The sequence below is a fragment of the Candidatus Angelobacter sp. genome (genome assembly GCA_035607015.1).
Lineage (GTDB): Bacteria > Verrucomicrobiota > Verrucomicrobiia > Limisphaerales > AV2 > AV2.
Map to the genome: position 1 here is coordinate 1 of DATNDF010000220.1, position 18564 is coordinate 18564.

Here is an 18564-nt window from a genome sequence, read left to right on the forward strand (position 1 = left end):
GGGCTTTCGAAGTCTTTGGCCGGATTCGCGACCAACTAGGCGCGTTCCATGTATTTGCCGGTGCGCGTGTCGATTTTTACCTTTTCTCCGGTCTTGATAAAAAGAGGAACCTGAATGGTGATGCCGGTTTCCAACACGACGGGTTTCTGCACGTTGTTTGCGGAATCACCGCGGATCCCCTCCGGCGCGTCCGTGACCGCCAGCGCCACACTGGCGGGCAGTTCGATCGACACGGCTTTGTCTTCCACGAAAGTCATGGTGATCGGCGCGTTTTCCACCAGATAGTTCCGCGCCTCACCGACCAGTTCCGGCGGTAACGTCACGGTTTCGAATGTCTCCGGATCGGAAAAAGCGAAATCTTCACCGTCCTTATAGCTGAACTCCATCTTGCGGGTCATCATCGGCACCACTTCCACCTTTTCCGTGGAACTGAATCGTACGTCAGACGATCGGCCGGACTTGATGCTGCGGATGGTCGCCTGCACAAAGGCGCGCAGGTTCCCCGGGGTGCGGTGCTGTGTGTCGAGGACGACGGCCACGTCGCCGTTGTACAGAATCGCCATCCCTCGGCGAAGGTCGTTTGCTGCTGGCATAAGATCCAAATTGTTTACGTTGCGCTCTGCTTCAGACAGGAAAGCAGCGGACTGGGGAAGTTAGCGAAGATGAATTTGAAAGCAAGTCTCGATTTCACTTCGCGCGCATTTTGAAATTAATGTGCCAAAATCAATCTTCTAATTTCGCTCAGACGCGCTTTTGCTTCTGGTTTCGCAAGGCGCGGAAACTTCCCGCCGGGCATGATGTAGTCATTGTTACGCGTCAACATCAGCCTGTCTCCCAAGGTTTCCATCGCCGTGATGCCGCGTTCGCCGGCGAGGATTGTCAACTTTCTGACTTGCAACAATAGTTCCGCTGGAGCCGGAATCGGGCCGAACCGGTCGCGCAGCTCTTTTTCCAAACTCTCCACCGAGGATTTATCGTTGGCCTGGGCGAGTTTGCGGTACATCTCAATCCGGTGCCGCGGTTCGAGGATATATCTGTGAGGCAGCGAGGCCGGAACATGGATCGGTTTCCGGGGCGTCCGTTCGGTGTAAGGCGACGTTGCCGCGTGTGGCTCGTCCGGCCCACGAATGTCCGATTCCAGAAAATCAAACCGCACCTCCACCTCTAACCGCCGTTTTGGTTTCTCGCCCTTCAAAACGGCGACGCTCTGCTTGAGCAACTGGCAGTAAAGCTCAAAGCCCACCGCCGTGATGTGGCCGCTTTGCTCGGCGCCAAGCAGGTTGCCCGCCCCGCGAATTTCGAGGTCGCGCATGGCGATTTTAAACCCGCTGCCAAGCGTTGAGTACTGCTTGATGGCGCTGATGCGTTTTCGGGCGTCGGCCAACAATCCAGCATGACGCGGAAGGAGCAGATAAGCGTAAGCCTGGTTCTTGTAGCGGCCGACGCGGCCGCGCAATTGGTAGAGGTCGCTCAAACCAAAACGGTCGGCGCGATCTATAATGATCGTGTTTGCGTTCGGAATATCGAGCCCACTCTCGATGATGGTCGTGGAAAGCAGCACGTCGGCTTCGCCATTTACAAACCGGGTCATCACCTCCTCGAGATCCTCGGATTGCATCTGGCCATGGCCGACAACGACCCGTGCGCGTGGCACAAGGGCGCGCAGCTTCCGGGCCGTCGCATCTATCGTCATGACGCGGTTGTGCAGGAAAAAGACCTGGCCGCCACGGTTCAATTCGCGTTGGATGGCATCGCGGATGACCCGCTCGTCATATTGAATGACCAGGGTCTCGACCGGAAGTCGGTCTTGGGGCGGCGTTTCGATGGTGCTCATGTCGCGCGCCCCAGTAAGCGCCAGGTACAGCGTGCGCGGAATCGGTGTCGCACTCAACGTCAGCACGTCCACGAGTTTGCGCAAGAGCTTGAACTTTTCCTTTTGCATCACTCCAAAGCGCTGCTCTTCATCGATGACGACCAGCCCAAGCTCCTTGAAATGGACATCCTCCTGTACCAGCCGGTGCGTGCCGATGATGATGTCCACTGCGCCCGCCACCAGATCTTTAATCACGCTCTGTTGCTGACGCGGCTTGCGAAAGCGCGAGAGCAATTCAATGCGCACCGGGTAGTCCGCCATCCTATCACGAAACGTATTGAAATGCTGCTGCGCGAGCACGGTCGTGGGCACGAGCACGGCGACCTGCCGTCCATCCATGACTGCCTTGAAAGCGGCGCGGATCGCCACCTCGGTCTTGCCGAACCCGACGTCACCACAGATCAGGCGATCCATGGGCTTGGGCTTTTCCATGTCAGCCTTGGTTTCTGAGATGGCACGCATCTGGTCGGGCGTTTCCTCGAAGATGAACGCCCCTTCAAATTCGCGCTGCCACGGGGCGTCGGGTTTGAACGCGTGACCGGCCTGCGATTCGCGCGCCGCCTGTATGGCGAGCAGTTCGCCAGCGAGATCCCGTACCGCCTTCTCCGCCTGCTCTTTCGTTCTCGCCCAGCGTGTGCCTCCCAGTAGGTTGAGCGGCGGACGCGCCTTCCCCGCGCCAACGTATTTGCTGATCAAATGAGATTCCGTTACCGGCACGTACAAGCGGGGTGGAGGTTGATTCGGTTCAGACGACGCGTATTCGATCACCAGGCATTCCTGGTCCGCGTCGCTGGCAGAGTGCGAATTCTCCTTTTGGTTCCAGGTGCCCTTCCGACCCGCGCCGGGTGGCAGCGCCTTCAGCCCGAGGTAGCGTCCAATGCCGTGCTGAACATGGACGACGTAATCGCCTTCTTCGAGTTCGGTGAAGTCGATGTCCAGTGCCGACCGCATCGCGGCGGCGTGCGGTGATTTTAGGCGGCGCGGTCGTTGAACCTTGTAACGCCCGAAGATCTCGGCGTCTGTGACCACGACCAGTTTCCCTTCGTCAAAGAGAAAGCCGCGGCAAAGGGCGCCAATGCTAAGGATCGGAGCCGTTTCCGGCACATCCGCGTGCGCCTCGGCAATGGACGGACTGGAAGTCCCGACAAGATTGCCAAATCCGGACTCAGCCCAAATCTCACGGAATCGCTCCCGTTCTCCTTCGTTGTTGCAGAAAACGTGGACAACGTACCCCTGGCGCAGCCACCGGTGCAGCTGGGTCAGGAAACCCAAACGTTGCGCTTCGGCGATTTGCGGTTCCGGCAAGTGCGCGCCGAGAGGACGGAACGCGTCCAGCGAAGAAAGTGGAAGCGGCATCGTCTGGAGGCCGGCAGATGATAATGGTCGTGGTTTGGCAGTGTCACTTTCGCTCGTCTCCAGCACTGTCATTCCCCGGGCGGCCAACTCTCCTTGAAAATCTTTCCACTGGATAAAGAAAGGATCGTTCCCGGTCATTTGTTGCGCGGATTGGCCGGCGTGTTGGTCGAGGTCTTCGGGTTCGCAAAGCAAAACGATGGTTTCTTGTGGCAGGTAATCCAGCAACGTTGATAGTTCAGGACTGGCGGTTGGTGAGTGTGTCTCCGAATTCCGGCCCGGTGCTTCTGACTTTTGAACCCTCCGCTTGAGCAATCCCAGCTCACCTGCGGGGGGCAGTGTCACGATGTTCGTGTTCTCGCGCGAAATCTGTGTGAACGGATCGAAAAAGCGCAGCGATTCCACCTCGTCTCCAAAGAATTCCAGTCGCACAGGCCACGGACTTGCGGGCGACCAGACATCAAGAATTCCACCTCGCAACGCGGTCTCGCCTTTCTGCGTGACTTGCGCCTCGGTTTCGTAGCCTTGCATCTCGAGCCATTTTATGAGGCCAGTGGGGTCGAACCGGTCGCCATGAGTGAGTATTTTCGTGCGATTCTTGAGCTCGTTCACCGGGAATGTTCGCTGCAATACTGCCGTGACGCTCGCCACCACGAGTGGCGCCTGTTTCCCGCCGGGTGTTTGATTCCGCGTCAGCGCGACGAGTGTCTCCAGCCGTTCGCTGACGACGTCAACATGCGGCAGCTTTGCGTCGTGGGCCAGGATTTCCCAGGCGGGGAAAAAGAACGCAGTCCCGACCAGAGATTGTGAATCCTGGACCACGCCCGATTCGCCGGCCCGCAACCAGGTTGTTATGTCCTGCTGAAAGCTTTCCTGCGATTTAAGTTCGGGCGTGACAACAGCGATGGGGCGTTTCGGGAAGACGTGGCGCAGTAGCGCCGCCAGAAACGGCTGGGCGGACCGGCTGACTCCGGTACAAGACAATGCGCCGCCTTCCTCCACACGCCGCAGCAGGGATTGCGCAGCGGGAGTTTGCACGACAGCGGCAAAGAGATCATTTGTCGCCGTCCCTGGCCGCACTTTTGCCAAACGCGCCCAAACTCGCAGCCCTTCGTGGCATCGTCAAGTTCGCGGCCATCCGGAAAATCTGTGTTTCATCCGCGTTCCTTCCGTGGCTTAATTCCCGTGCCATGCATAATCCAATCATCGTTGCGCTGGATGTTCCTGACTCCGCGGCAGCGTTGAAGCTCGTCGAACAACTGGCTCCGGTCGTCGGCGCGTTCAAGGTGGGAAAGGAGCTGTTCGTTTCTGCTGGACCGGGGGTAATTCGTGACATCCGTGCTGCGGGCGCGTCAGTCTTTCTGGACCTCAAATTCCATGACATTCCGAACACGGTTGCCCGGACCGTCGAGGCGGCCGTGCGACTCGACGTGCAAATGCTGACGGTACATGCCAGTGGTGGCGGTGAAATGCTGCGCGCGGCTGAAAGCGCGGCTCAAGCCACGGCGGCAAAACTCGGTCGCACACCCCCTCTTGTACTGGGCGTCACTGTGCTGACCAGCCTGGACGCCAACCAACTCTCAGAAATCGGGATCGAACCGAACGTCGGACACCAGGTGGAGCGGTTGGCGTTACTGGCTGTCAGTTCCGGTTTGCGCGGCCTCGTTTGTTCCCCGCTCGAAATTGCCGGCCTGCGACAAATCGTTCCTGCAGATACAAAACTGGTGGTCCCCGGCATTCGCCCCGCCGGCTCGGCCAAGGACGATCAAAGGCGGGTCCTGTCGCCCAGAGAAGCCCTGGATGCCGGCGCGGACTGGCTCGTGATCGGTCGGCCGATTTGCACCTCTCGGAACCCGCGTGCCGCAGCGGAAAAAATCGTGGAGTCTCTGGAGGATTCTTGATCGGGAAATCCGTCTGCCAATCCTGTTCGACGGGAGCGCTACTCGGCGAGGACCGACTGCACTAAATCAATCAATGTTTTTGGTGTGAACGGCTTTCGCAAAAACCGGTCGGGCCGGGCGGGATAAAACGTGACCGTTTCCTCCTGCACGTTGCCGCTGTAAAGGATGGTCTTCAAAGAAGGGCAAATCTTTTTGCAGCGCTGGATCAATTCGCGGCCGGTCATTAGCGGCATCTGAAAATCAGTCAACAACAGAGTTGGTTTGGGATCCGCCTCGCTTAACGTCTTGAGCGCAATGGTGGGATCTTCGAAGAAGATGGATTCGAACCCTCCCATTTTCAGGATGGCCTGCACGACATCACCCACCATGGGTTCGTCATCCACTACGTAAACTAGCTTGGTAGTTTTGACGGTTACCGGGGGCGTTTCTGTTTTCGTCGAACTCATCCCGTCGCATACGATTGTTGTATTTAATCCGCTGGACGTCAACTCATTCCTAGATGGGCCACGGTCGTGTCCAATTCAGGGTCCACATTGGGGTTGTACGCGTGGACGCAATCGTCTGGCAATGATGAGCTGGTGTTCCTCGATAGTGATGGCACCCTTTGGCCGGAAGCGAACTTCAGGCCAGAGACGCTTGGGAATGAGAGGCCAGGGAAGCCAGTTCATCGAAAGGCAGAAGTTGTGAAGTTTCGCAGATGGACATTGCTGCTGACCGTGCCCGCCTTGAGGCAGGCAAGAAGTTGCTCCGCCTGAGTCTCGATGATGACGCGGTCTCGAATCCCATCCAATGCGGTTTCCTTTGTGGCACGGCGCCAGCGATCCTTGGTTGAACCAGTCTTCGTCTCGACAATCGCATCGAGAGCGTTTTGCCAGGTCCGGGTGGAGACGCCGGAACCAGTGCCGGCCAGATATGCCCTTGCGATTTGAAGGTTCAGTTGAGGCTGGCGGACAGATTCGTTTCGCGCATTAAGGAGCGGCGCGGTCGTGGGTGCCGAGGCTCTCCTGTTTGCTCGTCTCGGAATCGTGGACGTAGAACGCCCCACCCATTGTTCGCCGGTAGAGTCGGAATCAGTTTTTCATTGCTCGAATTCTCTAGTTCGAGCCAGCCGAACGAAGTCCAGTGACGGGTGTATCAGCTACACCAAGCGCATAGCCAATTGCGTTTCAGCAGATCGTGCCTGAGCACTTCGAGACTTTTGTCGGGTTGTTCCGAGTCAAAAAGTTGCTGGCACTTGGGTCTGTGAATTTGTAACTCCTTTTCCAAACGGGGATTGGAGTTGGAGGCGGAGGTCGGAATCGAACCGACGAATGCAGCTTTTGCAGAGCCGTGCCTTACCACTTGGCTACTCCGCCCATCGACGGGCGCATCATAATTCAGTTCGGACACACAGCAAGCGCAAGTTTCACGCCTGCTCTCTCCAGCCTAGCCTGTGCCGCTTCGTCCACAGTTCTTTCGGATTGAATATCCCTGTCGGTGTGATGATACCCGTAATGAGTTCGGGGGGCGTGACGTCGAAACCGGGGTTGCGCGCGTTGCTCGACGGATTCGCCACGCGGATAAACACTCGTCGGCCATCGCGAGTCCCGCGCTTCCCGTTCGGGGTTTGCAGGGTGCCCCATGCGCCGAGGACCTCGGTTTGATCGCGCTCTTCAATCGGAATGTCGTGACCTGACGATAAGCGCCAGTCGATAGTTGAGAGCGGAATCGTGACATAGAATGGGACGTTGTGCCGTGCGGCCAGGATCGCCTTCGTGTAAGTCCCGATTTTGTTCGCCACTTCGCCGGTGTGTCCCAGCGTGCGGTCACTTCCCACAATGACCAAATCGATTTCTCCGCGCTGCATCAGATGACCGGCGGCATTGTCGGCGATGATCTCGTGAGAAATACCCTGCTGCGAGAGCTCCCAGGCCGTCAGCGTCGCGCCTTGCGAACGCGGCCGGGTTTCGTCGCAGAAGACGTGAATTTTTTTGTGCTCCGCCTGCGCGGCATAAATCGGGGCCGTGGCAGTGCCGACGTCCACGAACGCGAGCCAGCCGGCATTGCAATGCGTCAGAACTCTCATTCCATCCCGGATCAACGGCGCGCCGTGCCGGCCGATCGCCTCGCAATGCTTCACGTCGGCGTTGGCGAATTCCTCGGCCGCAGCCAGCGCCAGCGCCTGTTGTTCCTCGACGGTTTTGCCCGCGCTCATCGCGTGGAGGACTTCGTTCATGGCGTTCACCGGGTCAACGGCCGTCGGACGCGCGGCTTCAAGAGTCCGATAAACTCCGTCAATGTGACGGGAAAAACCCGCGATTGCCTTACCGCGAAACGCACGCGCACCCTGAGCCAGACCATACGCCGCCGTTGCGCCGATCGCCCCCGCGCCGCGCACGACCATGTCTCTGATGGCCCGGGCTGTTTCCCTGAAGTCTCGCGTCGATACGACTTCGAATTTATGAGGAAGCAGTCGCTGTTCGATGAGCAGCACCGCGTTATCCTGCGAATCGAATGTGACTGTTCGATAGTGCCGGGTGCGTCGGCCGACAGTTACGTTCATGAAGTGCGAGTACCCATTCAGCCGTATGGCACAACGGCAAAATTCAGTGGATCTTGATTTCCATCGCCCTGATGCGGGCGCGGATCTTTTTGTAGAGCGGGTGTTTGCGGAGCTCGGCGAGGTCGGGGTCTTTCGCCAGCCACTTGAAATCGCGGTAACCCAGGTCCAGCGCACGGTTCAGCGCCTCCGTCGCTGGTTCAAACTGTTCGATCAACGAATAGCTGCAGGCCAGGTTGTAGTGAACCAGCGCATCAGCGGGCCGGAGCCGGGAAAGCCGCTCGTCCACCTTCAAACCCTCCTTGATCCGGCCTCGCCGCGTGTAGTTGTCGCCAAGAATTTGCAGCGCGTCGACATAGCCAGGGTCGCGGCGGACCACGCCTTCCAGAAACCCGATCTCGATGTCGAGATCACGTTCCTGGTCACGGCTCAATTTCTTTCTGCTTTTGGGCGCCATAAAACCGCGGGGATAATTGCACAGCGCCGATTCAAGTCAAGCAGGTGACCACGGACACAGATGAGTCATCTCCGGCAGCTCCACGGCGAACACCCATTTTTGAGTTGAGGCGGACGACGGCAGTGGAAGCTGAAATATTTTTAGAGCATGATTTGCCGCAAGGATCAGCGTCCGCAGCCTGCCGAATTCCCGAATCCGACCTTCATACCAGGGAATGCAGTTTTTGTCCGAATAATCCTTCGGGCAATTGACCCGCGAAGTGAGAGGCTAGGGACAGATTTTTGCTGATTGGAATCTGGGGATCGAATTAAACCAGGACCATCATTCGCATGGAATTGTGCGCCAAAACTGCCGCCGTTGAAGACGTTTCACCCTGGCGTGATTCGTACCGTCTGGAGATGAGTTGCCAGATCGTTCACGACTCGATTCATTACCGCCCGGGCTGGACGCAGGAGGATGTCCTCCTGGCCGGCGGCGCCAAGGTTGGTTACGGCTCGATTGCCGTTGCTGGTCCGTGGAAGGGAACGCCAACGGTGTACGAGTTTTACGTCGTGCCACAGCACCGCTCCCGAGTGTTCGAATTGTTTTCCGTGCTGCTCTCCGCCAGCGGCGCGATCGCCATTGAAACGCAAAGCAACGACGCGTCGCTGACGGTCATGCTGCACACGTTCGCTCCCCGCGCGTCGAGCGAAAGCGTCCTGTTTCACGACAAACTGACCTCGTCATACTCGCCGGCGGGGGCCAAGGTCCGGCGTGCCACTCTGGAGGACGCCGCACAGGTCGTCTCGCGCGACCTGGATTCCGATGCGCATTGGATCGTTGAAGTGGAGGGTGAGATTGCCGGGACAGGAGACATCCTTTTTCACTACAACCGTCCTTATGGCGACATCTACATGACAATCACTGAACCTTTTCGCAGACGCGGTTTCGGATCTTACCTGGTCCAGGAGTTGAAACGAATCTGCTACGAGGGTGGGAATGTTCCGGCCGCCCGCTGCAATACGCAGAATATCGCGAGTCGCAAAACCCTTCAGAAGGCCGGCTTTGTTCCCTGCGGACACATTCTGGCCGGTTTGGTTTCAACCTGAGTCTCCCGTTGACGTCGTCATCAGGGCGCCGTTAACCTCACGACACCATGCAAAGAATTCTCGCGGCTTCAGCCGTCTTTTCGCTCGTGTCCCTGTCGTCGGCTCTGGCCGCGGACTCAACGAAGCCGATGCGCGCGCTGTTGATCACCGGCGGCTGTTGTCACAATTACTCGTTGCAAGCCCGGCAATTGACGAACAGCGTGGCCAAGCTCGCCAAGGTGGAGTGGACGATCGTGAACGAAGGCGGCGACGGTACGAAGGCGCAAATTTCACTTTACGATCATCCGGATTGGGCAAAGGGCTTCGACGTGGTGGTGCACAACGAGTGTTTTGCCGACACGGCCGACCACGACTACATCCGCAAGATCACGGCTGCGCACAAGGCCGGGGTGCCGGCGGTGGTGATCCATTGCGCGATGCACACCTACCGCGCGACGGATGTGGATGACTGGCGGGAGCTTCTTGGCGTGACCAGCCGACGGCACGATCATCAGAGCAAATATCCCGTGAAAGCCGTTATGCCTGACCATCCAATTCTGAAAGGCTTTTCGGACAATTGGGTCACGCCGATGGATGAGCTATACGTCATCGAGAAACTCTGGCCGAACGCGACAGCCCTCGCGACTTCAGTGAGCGAGCAGGACGGAAAGACGTATCCCGTGATCTGGATCAATGAGTATGAAGGCAAAACACGCGTGTTCGGGACAACCTTCGGGCATTCTGATGATACCTGGCTTGATCCCGTGTTCCTGACTTACGTTTCGCACGGTGTTTTGTGGGCGGCGGGACGCTTGGACAAATGATCCCAACTCCCTGACCCCGCACGCGCTGACTATCGGGAAGCGCGGTTTTGCAAATCGGACGCCCTCACGTTCACTTTTCCCACATTCGTGGTCACCAATGGTTCGGAGACGCCTTCGACATGTGTGAATTTGAAACTGTCGAAATTCAACTGTTTCACTCCATCCGCGAGCACGACCGGACGATAATCATTTTTCGCAAGGCTGAGGCGTACGTCCTCGAGTGTGAGGGTTCCCAAGTTGCGGGCGTAAATTCCCCACGACGGAAGTGGACGGGCGTCAGCACCCGGGCTTTTCACCAGCTGCTGCGACTCTTCAGCCGTTCCGCCACCGGTGAATTCGACGTTTATGTCGCGGAACACCACGTTGGTGATGGGCACGTCGGCCCAGCTTTCCACAGACAGCGCCGAACGATAGACGCCGGTTGCATTCAAGCCGCTGACCGTCACGCGCCCGGCCGTGTTGCCGCGTTTCATCGTGAGGTTCACCGGCGAGGCAACATCTCGCATCGTGACACGCGAGATGAGCACATTGTCGAGCGGCCCCTGCGTTTTGTCCCAGCCGCCGGGTTGAAGGTTGATCCCGGAAAGCATGTTGGTGCGGCGTCGCGCGCCGGAGGTGCGGTGGGGCTGCTGCCCGGGGCCGTAGAAAAGACAATTATTCACGAGCAGCCGCGTTGCCGGACCGATAAGGCGGATACCGTTGCAGGATGAGTTGATGATGCAGTCGGAAATCACAACATTGTCCCAGTAGCGGCCGGCGATGGAGTCGTCGCCGGTGTAAAGCCGGCAACCGATGATGTTCACGTTCTTGCACCAGTGGTCGGGCGCTCCCCGGAAATGCACGCCATCCCAGCCACCAACAATCGTCACGTTGCGAACGTCCACGTCGTCGCTGGCCTGGAAGAAAATCGCGTAATTCGCGGCATCCACGATGGTCACGTCGCGGAGCGTGAACCGGCGGCAGTTCACAAATGCAATGGTGTGCGGGCCGCGCATGTGTTCCTCGCCGGTCGAATCAAACACTTTGTTGCCATCGATTACTCCCGGTCCGGCGATGGCGACATCCTCAACATTTTCGCCGACAATCAGAGCGCGATGCCACTTGCCCCATTTCGCCTCCGGCATGAATGCCGGCACTTCCGGCTGGCGATATTCGGCGAGGTTGGTTGTGCCGATGAGCCGCGCTCCGGCTTCAAGCCACAGGACGACATGGCTGCGCAGATGAATCGACCCTGACAGGTAACTACCCGGCGGAAACAAGACTTGTCCACCGCCTGCCACGTCAGCGTCGTCGAGGGCCTTTTGAATCGCAGCGGTGTCAAGCGTGGTTCCGTCACCGATTGCGCCGTGGTTGCGGACATTGAATGTGCGGCCTCCATTGCGCGCCTCGGACAGGGCCGGGGCGTCGGCGGTCGCAGCGATGGTGATAAAAAGGAGGCCGGAAAGAAGCAACGCCTTTTGCATGTCCGACTTTATCCCGGTCGGATGCGAATTCGCAACGCGATACGAAAGGGCGGGAGGAGACCGCCGATCAGGTGATATGCGCGCCCTGCGTCTCGACATAAACCGCATAAATCGACTGGCTCGCGGCCATGAAAAGGTGATTGCGCTTCTCGCCGCCAAAGCAGAGGTTCGCGCAGATCTCGGGAAGCAGAATCATGCCGATGCGCTGGCCGTCTGGCGTGAAAACATGCGCGCCATCGTAACCGTCACCCACCCAGCCCGCGGCTGACCACACGTTGCCGTCCACGTCGCAGCGAATGCCATCCGAGCTGCCCTTGCCGCCGACCTGGCGTGAACCTCTTTCGGTTTCCACTTTTTGCATCGGCATCGCCATGTCCACGAAGCGGCGCCGGTTTTTCAACTTCCGCCCGTCCGTGATGTCCCAGACCTGAATGTCCCGCGCCTTGCCTGTGTCGGCGACGTAGAGCCGTTTATAGTCCGGCGAAAAGCAAATGCCATTCGGCTTCTCGAGTTCGTCGCTGACCATGTCCATCTTTCCATTCTTGGGATCAATGCGGTAAACCGCCTCTTTGATTTCCAGCGCACCCTTGTGACCCTCGTAATTCACCATGCTGCCGTAACCGGGATCGGTGAACCAGACGCCGCCATCGGGATGCACCACGATATCGTTCGGCGCGTTCAATGGTTTGTCCTTCCACTTCTCGGCGAGCACGGTGATCGAGCCATTATGTTCGTAGCGGACCACGCGGCGGTTGCCGTGTTCGCACGAAAGCTGGCGGCCTTCAAAGTCGAACGTGTTGCCATTGCTGTTGCCGCTTGGATTGCGAAACACGCTGACGTGGCCGTCCTCGTCCAGCCAGCGCATCTGGCGGTTGTTCGGGATGTCGCTCCATACGAGGTAGCGCCCGGCTCCATTCCAGGCGCAACCCTCCGCCCAGAGCGCGCCGGTCCAGAGCTTTTGAATCGGCGCGTTGCCGATCTTGTATTGAGCAAAACGCTCATCGAGCACGATGACGTCGGGGTCGGGATAACGCACTGGATTGTTGCCGGTCCAATCGCGATCGGCGGCGGCGGATTTCGACGCGAGGATGGTGCCGGCCGCCGCCATTGCGGCCGAGGCCAGAAACCTCCGCCGATCAAGCGCGGCATCGGCAATTGGAAACGGTTCAAGTGAATCGGAAGAGCGGGGAATGTTCTTCATGGCTGGCGGGCTTTGAGTTCGGGGAGAGCTTGCCGCGTCCCTCGAAGGGCGGCAAGGAAAAGGTTGAACGCAGTCCGTGTTTTCGAGCGCTCAGTCGAGTCGCAGATTCCTACGCCGGTCCCCGTTGAATTCAACTTCGGTTGTCCGGAGCCCGCGGCGCGTTTGCGAACCTTGCCTTCGCGCTACCAGATTTTCGCCCTCAGCTCCGCGGGGCGGTACATCGGGTCGCCCGGTTTGATGTCAAACGCCTTGTAAAACTCCTCCATGTTCACGTGGGGGCCGATGGCGCGGAACTGGCCGGGCGAATGCGGATCAACCGTAAGCCGGCGCTTCAATTCATCCTCCCTCCAGTTCGTGCGCCAGATCTGGGCGAGCGACAGAAAGAAGCGTTGTTCAGGGGTGAATCCGTCGATGGCCTTCCGTTTCGAGGGATCTTTTGCAAGCGCGCGCTGGAGCGCTTCGTAAGCGATGCTGGTGCCGCCGAGGTCCGCGATGTTTTCTCCCAGTGTCAGCTTGCCGTTGACGTGGAATCCCGGCAACGCCTCGTAGGAATTGTATTGGTCCACGACCTTTTGCGCCCGCGCCTCGAATTTCCTGCCGTCCTCTGCGGACCACCATTCGTTGAGATTGCCGTCCGCATCGTATTTCCGCCCTTCGTCGTCATAACCGTGTGTGATCTCGTGGCCGATGACGACACCGATGGCGCCGTAGTTTACCGCGTCGTCCATTTGCGCGTCGAAAAATGGAGGCTGCAGGATTCCGGCCGGGAACACGATTTCATTTTGCGACGGGTTGAAATAGGCATTGACCGTTTGCGGGGTCATCTCCCACTCGCTCCGGTCAACGGGTTTGCCAACGCGCGCGAACTGCCGCCGCGACTCAAACTGGCTGGCGCGTTGGACATTGCCCCAATAATCATCCCTCACAATTTTTACGGACGAATAATCGCGGAACTTGTCAGGATAACCGATCTTTTGGGTGAAGCGGTCGAATTTCGCGAGCGCCTTTGCGCGGGTGCCGTCCGTCATCCAGTCGATCTTTTTCAGTCGGTCCCGGAAAACCGACTTCAGGTTTGCGATCAGCTCGTTCATGCGCGCGCGGGCGGCAGGCGGAAAATATTTCTCGACGTAAAGGCGGCCGAGCGCCTCGCCAATCGAGCCGTCAATGACGTGCGCGGCGCGCTGCCAACGGGGCTCCGGCTGCTGTGTGCCGCTCAGGACTCCTTGATAGAACGCAAAGTTTTCGCTTTCGGCCGCGTGATGCAGGTAGGGCGCCGCGCTCCGCAGCAGATGCCAGCGCAGATAAACCTGCCAGTCCGCCAGCGGACGTTCGATGACGAGTTTCTCCTCTGCCTTGAGAAATTCGGGCTGGCCGACGACGAGGTAATTGATTTTGTCGAGTTTGTCCGCGCGCAGATACGTTTTCCAGGGAAGCGCCGGGGTGAGCCGTTCCAGTTCGCCGACCGAGAACTTGTGATAGTTGGCAACCGGGTCGCGCATTTCGACCCGTGTCTTGCTCGCTTGCGCGAGCGAGGTTTCGATGTCGAGGACGGTGACCGCGTGTCTGGCGGCATCGGCCTCCGGTTCACCGAGCATTTTGAGCATGGTCGTGATGTGCGCGCGATAGGCGTCACGCTGTCTGGTGAAAGTGTCCTTGAGATAATAGTCGCGGTCCGGCAGACCGAGGCCGCCTTGCGCCAGACGCAGCGCGTAAATCGAGCTGTCCTTCGGGTCCGCCTCCACCTGCGGGCTGAAGAAACCGCCAATGCCCCGTTGATGAAAGTCCGCGAGCAGCCGGAAAACACTGTCCGTCGAGCGGAGCCGCGCGATGCGTTTCAAGTCGCGGGCCAGCGGCTTGAAGCGGAGTTGTTCGAGGAGGTTTGTGTCCAGCGCCGAGGCAAACAGATCGCCCACCTCGCGGGCCGGACTCTTCGGCGCCGCCGACGTATCCCCGGCGCAGGATTCAAGCACCGAGTGGATCAACTGCCAGTTGCGCTCCTGCAATTCATTGAACGCACCCCAGCGCGATTTGTCGGCCGGCACCGGATTGTTCTTCAACCAATCGCCGTCCGCGAAGCGATAGAAATCCACCGCGGGTGGCACGGAGCGGTCCATGTATGCGACGGAGAAGCCGGGCGTTTGGAAAGCTTCACCCCCGCGTAACGAGGTGAATGAAAGCAACACCACCACGGCGGAGGCCCGGAAAATGGAATGTGTAAGGCGGCTGATCATAGGATTCAAAATGTGGGAGAAGTGAACCCTAAGTCCTCCGAAGGCGCAAGTCTGCGGCGAATTGAAGCAACGGATTAAGGAGAGAACCGTCCGGACAAAGGCACCACGGCGGCGCGCGGAATCAAACAGCCATTGTCGTCAGGCACAATCGGGCCTGAGTCGCTGCGGACGGGGGAATTTCACCCTGCATTGCTGGAAGCGATGTCGCCGGCCGCTTCGTGTCCGACCCGCCGTTTCTGTCCTCGTTAAGCTGGTTGAAATCTTCCAACGTGGAACGAACCAGCCCGAAACGCCAGGCGTAGTCTTCGACCGCGGCTTCACGGGCAGGCCGCCGATGAACGCAGGTCGGTTTGGTTTCAGTCTTCTTCATAATCGGTTCCGACGTGACGAGCGCGGGCGATGATCTGTCCGCTGCGATTCATCCGATACTCGTCGTCATTGCCCCTAACGAATACTATGTAGCAGGTTTTTCGACAATACCCCGTTAGTGGTATAGCCCTCGCCGGAACATAGCACGGCATTGCAAACACGCAGAGGCGACACAATTGCCAATCCGCCCAGCAGCCCACTTTGGCGTTGCCTGGCCGCAAACCCTTGCTAGTGTTTTCGCACATTTTTTCCATATCGACATTTTTATCACGAACAGGCGTGGACTCCTGGATTCGCAACAGAAAGCACGTTCAACAGAAAGAGACAGCGCATGAGCAAGCACACCAACAACAGGTATCCCAGACTTCACAACGCGATGTGGCCGGGCCTCGTCGGCAAGGGCAGCCCCGGCGCCGAACCGTGCATCGACCTCGACACCATGTTGGACCTGACCGCCCGGGCTGAAGTGGACGGCATCAAGTTCGACGGCGTGGATCTGTTTCTGTACGACCCGCACATCAACATTGACATCAGCGACGATGGCATCAAGGCGATCGCAGACAAAATTCAATCGAGGGGATTTGTGGTCGGCTCGGTGGTCGCGCCTGTGTGGTTTGACGGTTCGGCAATGGGTGACGAAACCAAGCGAGCCAACTTCGTCGCTTCTGTCCGAAAAGCCTGTCGTATTGCGAAGAAGCTGCGCGAACTCGGCGCACGGCCCTATGGCATCGTGCGCATCGACTCCGCTACCGGTGTCACCGACTGGGACAAGGATCCGGTCAACAACTCAAAGCTTATAGCCAAAACATTTCGTGAAGCGGCCACCGTTGCCGAGGGTTTCGGTGAACGGCTCGCGGCGGAAGGCGAAATCTGTTGGGGCGGGATGCACAGTTGGAAGGAAATGGTGCGGCTGCTCGAGTTGGTTGACCGTCCGCAGACGGTCGGATTCCAGGCTGACATGGCGCACACGCTTCTCTACACGCTCGGCTACAATGCCGAAAAAGACGCCGTCCTGCCGCCGGGCTATGATTGGAAAAATAAGAAGACCCTCGACAAGGCGTTGGCGAAACTGACCGCGGCGTTGCGGCCGTGGACAATTGATTTCCATATCGCGCAAAACGATGCGACGGTCAAAGGCTCCGGCACCCACGACAAGACCGGCCGCCACTGCCTTGCCACCGATCCGAACGGGAAGCTCAACATTCCGCACCATGCCGGCTTCTGGCTGCGTGACGAAAAGAATCAACTTACCAAGGCGTTCATGCACATCTGCTGGGACGGCTGCATGTTCCCGAACGAAGTCATGATGAAGCAGCAGACGTGGAACGACATCCTTGCCGCGATGATCGCCGTCCGCGACAGGCACGGGTGGAATGAGCTGAGCTGAGGTTCACTCGATCACCGCTGAACCACGGGGGGTTGCCGTGAAACGAAGATGGCTTGAGGCTGTCCAATTTCACGGTGATGAGCCGGTATTCACATAAATACTGCCCTCCCGCCTTTACGCTCGTGGAGCTGTCGGTGGTGCTTGGGGTCATCGCGATCCTTCTCGCGCTGTTGCTCCCCGCAATCTCGAAGGCAAAAGTTCGCGCCAACGAAACCGTGTGTTTGAACAACCTTCGCCAAATCGGTATCGGTATCAAGCTTTACCAGAACGACAACGACATGCGATTCCCGCTCCGCATCAGCGAAAAAGGTTCCACTGGAAAACCACCTGACCCGAACGGGAATCGAAACGACTGGCGCTTTTTTGATATAGCGATTGGCGGCGGCGACGGCACTTTCTCGTCTCCCCAAGTGCCACGTGCCTCCGAGCGACCGCTTTTTCAGTATGTAAAGGCCACAGGAACTTTTCGCTGCCCGTTTGACGGCGGTTGGGATTGTCGACCGGAAGGAGAGTTGGTAATGCCGACGGCGTTCAGAGCGCACGGATGCAGCTACCAATACAACACGATTAAAACGAGGCGCGACGAGACTTTGGGACTCGAAGGACTCGCGGGTAAGCCGGAAAACTGGGTGCCAAATCCTTCCCTTTATATTCTGGAGTATGAACCTGCAGCGCATGAGCTGGAGAGTGGGAATGGCGCCGCGTTCCTTGTGTTTTGGCATCGAATTGCAAAGCCAAAAACCTTGCGCCGGGAGAATGGAACGCTCGCGCTGCTGGGAAATAACCGTCTGATCTCGCCAATTCTTTTCGTGGATGGCCATACGGATATTCTGGATTTCAGCCAAAACCAAGGCGTAACAATGAATACGCCTGAGTGGTTTTGGTTCAAGCCGCAGAACTGATGCGAATCCGTTTGGAAGTGTTTCTGCTTGCTTTCCCCCCGGGTTTTTCCGACACCAAGCCAACAATTTCCTATGAAAAAACTCAACATCGGACTCATCGGCTACGGCTTCATGGGCCGCGCGCATTCCAACGCCTATCGCAAGGTCAACAATTTCTTCGACCTCAAATATCAACCGGTCCTCAAAGCCATCTGTGCCCGCAGCGTGGACAACGCAAAAGCCTTCGCCTCCAAATGGGGCTACGAATCCGTCGAAACCGACTGGCGGAAGCTCGTCCTGCGCGATGACATCGATCTCATCGACGTCGCCACACCGAACAACACGCATGCGGAAATCGCCATCGCCGCCGCCAGAGCCGGCAAGATGATCCTCTGCGAAAAACCCCTTGGCCTGAACGCCGCAGACGCGGAGAAGATGGTCGCTGCAGTCGAAAAAGCCAAAGTTCCCAACATGGTTTGGTACAATTACCGCCGTTGTCCGGCCGTGATGCTTGCCAAGCAATTGATTGACGAGGAAAAGCTAGGTCGCATCTTCCACTATCGCGCAAAGTTTCTGCAGGACTGGACCATCAGCCCCGATCTTCCGCAGGGCGGCACGGCTCTCTGGCGGCTCGACGTGAAGGCCGCCGGCTCCGGCGTCACCGGCGATCTGCTCGCGCATTGCATTGATACCGCCATGTGGCTGAACGGCTCGATTGATTCCGTCAGCGCGATGACGGAAACCTTCATCAAGGAACGCAAACATAATCTTACCGGCAAGGTGGAAAAGGTCGGCATTGACGACGCCTGCGCCTTTCTCGCGCGCTTCAATAACGGCTCGCTCGCGACGTTTGAATCAACACGTTACGCCCGCGGCCACAAAGCGCTATACACCTTCGAGATCAATGGCGAGCACGCGTCGATTTTCTGGGACCTGCACGACCTGCATCGCCTGCAATACTTTGATCACCGCGATGAAGGCCGCGTGCGCGGCTGGCGCAGCATTCATGTCAGTGACG

Annotated in this window: 15 protein-coding genes and 1 tRNA gene; 6 read left to right on the top strand and 10 right to left on the bottom strand. The window is 58.2% G+C overall.

Annotated features, from left to right (window positions below; translation table 11 throughout):
* Window positions 1-35: 35 nt before the first annotated feature.
* A complete protein-coding gene (efp, locus tag VN887_09010; protein HXT40150.1) occupies window positions 36-593 on the bottom strand; it encodes an elongation factor P in 558 nt (185 codons plus the stop codon).
* Between the two features lie 116 nt (window positions 594-709).
* The gene (gene mfd / locus VN887_09015; GenBank protein ID HXT40151.1) at window positions 710-4264 is read right to left on the bottom strand and encodes a transcription-repair coupling factor; all 3555 of its coding nucleotides are present in this window, start codon (window positions 4262-4264) and stop codon (window positions 710-712) included.
* Between the two features lie 152 nt (window positions 4265-4416).
* Between mfd and pyrF the strand changes: the two genes are divergently transcribed.
* Window positions 4417-5127 (top strand): orotidine-5'-phosphate decarboxylase, encoded by a 711-nt coding sequence (pyrF, locus tag VN887_09020; protein ID HXT40152.1) that lies wholly within the window; start codon window positions 4417-4419, stop codon window positions 5125-5127.
* A gap of 38 nt (window positions 5128-5165) precedes the next feature.
* On the opposite strand, the gene VN887_09025 is transcribed toward pyrF, so the two are convergent.
* The 4 genes from VN887_09025 to VN887_09040 all read right to left on the bottom strand — a co-directional run bounded on the left by VN887_09025 (window position 5166) and on the right by VN887_09040 (window position 8123).
* Complete coding sequence (locus VN887_09025; protein HXT40153.1) at window positions 5166-5573, bottom strand: response regulator; 408 nt, start codon at window positions 5571-5573, stop codon at window positions 5166-5168.
* An 834-nt stretch (window positions 5574-6407) separates the two neighbouring features.
* Window positions 6408-6482 (bottom strand) — tRNA-Cys (locus tag VN887_09030).
* Window positions 6483-6532: 50 nt separating this feature from the next.
* Window positions 6533-7669: an S-methyl-5-thioribose-1-phosphate isomerase gene (gene mtnA / locus VN887_09035; GenBank protein ID HXT40154.1), complete on the bottom strand. Its 1137-nt coding sequence runs from the start codon at window positions 7667-7669 to the stop codon at window positions 6533-6535.
* Between the two features lie 43 nt (window positions 7670-7712).
* The gene (locus VN887_09040) at window positions 7713-8123 is read right to left on the bottom strand and encodes a hypothetical protein (GenBank protein HXT40155.1); all 411 of its coding nucleotides are present in this window, start codon (window positions 8121-8123) and stop codon (window positions 7713-7715) included.
* Window positions 8124-8452: 329 nt separating this feature from the next.
* Here VN887_09040 and VN887_09045 point away from each other — a divergent pair, with 329 nt between their 5' ends.
* Both VN887_09045 and VN887_09050 read left to right on the top strand, forming a co-directional pair.
* Window positions 8453-9211 carry a GNAT family N-acetyltransferase gene (locus tag VN887_09045; GenBank protein HXT40156.1) on the top strand — a complete coding sequence of 253 codons (759 nt, stop codon included), beginning with the start codon at window positions 8453-8455 and terminating at the stop codon, window positions 9209-9211.
* Window positions 9212-9258: 47 nt separating this feature from the next.
* A complete protein-coding gene (locus tag VN887_09050; GenBank protein ID HXT40157.1) occupies window positions 9259-10014 on the top strand; it encodes a ThuA domain-containing protein in 756 nt (251 codons plus the stop codon).
* A 29-nt stretch (window positions 10015-10043) separates the two neighbouring features.
* Here the strand turns inward: VN887_09050 and VN887_09055 are convergent, their stop codons facing one another.
* From VN887_09055 to VN887_09070, 4 genes are all read right to left on the bottom strand, one after another.
* Window positions 10044-11477, bottom strand: a complete 1434-nt coding sequence (locus VN887_09055) for a glycosyl hydrolase family 28-related protein (protein HXT40158.1) — start codon at window positions 11475-11477, stop codon at window positions 10044-10046.
* Window positions 11478-11544: 67 nt separating this feature from the next.
* Window positions 11545-12585, bottom strand: a complete 1041-nt coding sequence (locus VN887_09060; GenBank protein HXT40159.1) for an SMP-30/gluconolactonase/LRE family protein — start codon at window positions 12583-12585, stop codon at window positions 11545-11547.
* A gap of 275 nt (window positions 12586-12860) precedes the next feature.
* On the bottom strand, window positions 12861-14909 hold the full coding sequence (locus VN887_09065; protein HXT40160.1) for a M13 family metallopeptidase: 2049 nt from the start codon (window positions 14907-14909) through the stop codon (window positions 12861-12863).
* 121 nt (window positions 14910-15030) lie between these two features.
* Window positions 15031-15279 carry a hypothetical protein gene (locus VN887_09070; protein ID HXT40161.1) on the bottom strand — a complete coding sequence of 83 codons (249 nt, stop codon included), beginning with the start codon at window positions 15277-15279 and terminating at the stop codon, window positions 15031-15033.
* A gap of 330 nt (window positions 15280-15609) precedes the next feature.
* Between VN887_09070 and VN887_09075 the strand changes: the two genes are divergently transcribed.
* From VN887_09075 to VN887_09085, 3 genes are all read left to right on the top strand, one after another.
* Window positions 15610-16665 carry a TIM barrel protein gene (locus VN887_09075; GenBank protein HXT40162.1) on the top strand — a complete coding sequence of 352 codons (1056 nt, stop codon included), beginning with the start codon at window positions 15610-15612 and terminating at the stop codon, window positions 16663-16665.
* Between the two features lie 53 nt (window positions 16666-16718).
* On the top strand, window positions 16719-17567 hold the full coding sequence (locus VN887_09080; GenBank protein ID HXT40163.1) for a prepilin-type N-terminal cleavage/methylation domain-containing protein: 849 nt from the start codon (window positions 16719-16721) through the stop codon (window positions 17565-17567).
* A gap of 72 nt (window positions 17568-17639) precedes the next feature.
* A partial coding sequence (locus VN887_09085; GenBank protein HXT40164.1) for a Gfo/Idh/MocA family oxidoreductase occupies window positions 17640-18564 on the top strand: 925 nt, incomplete at its 3' end.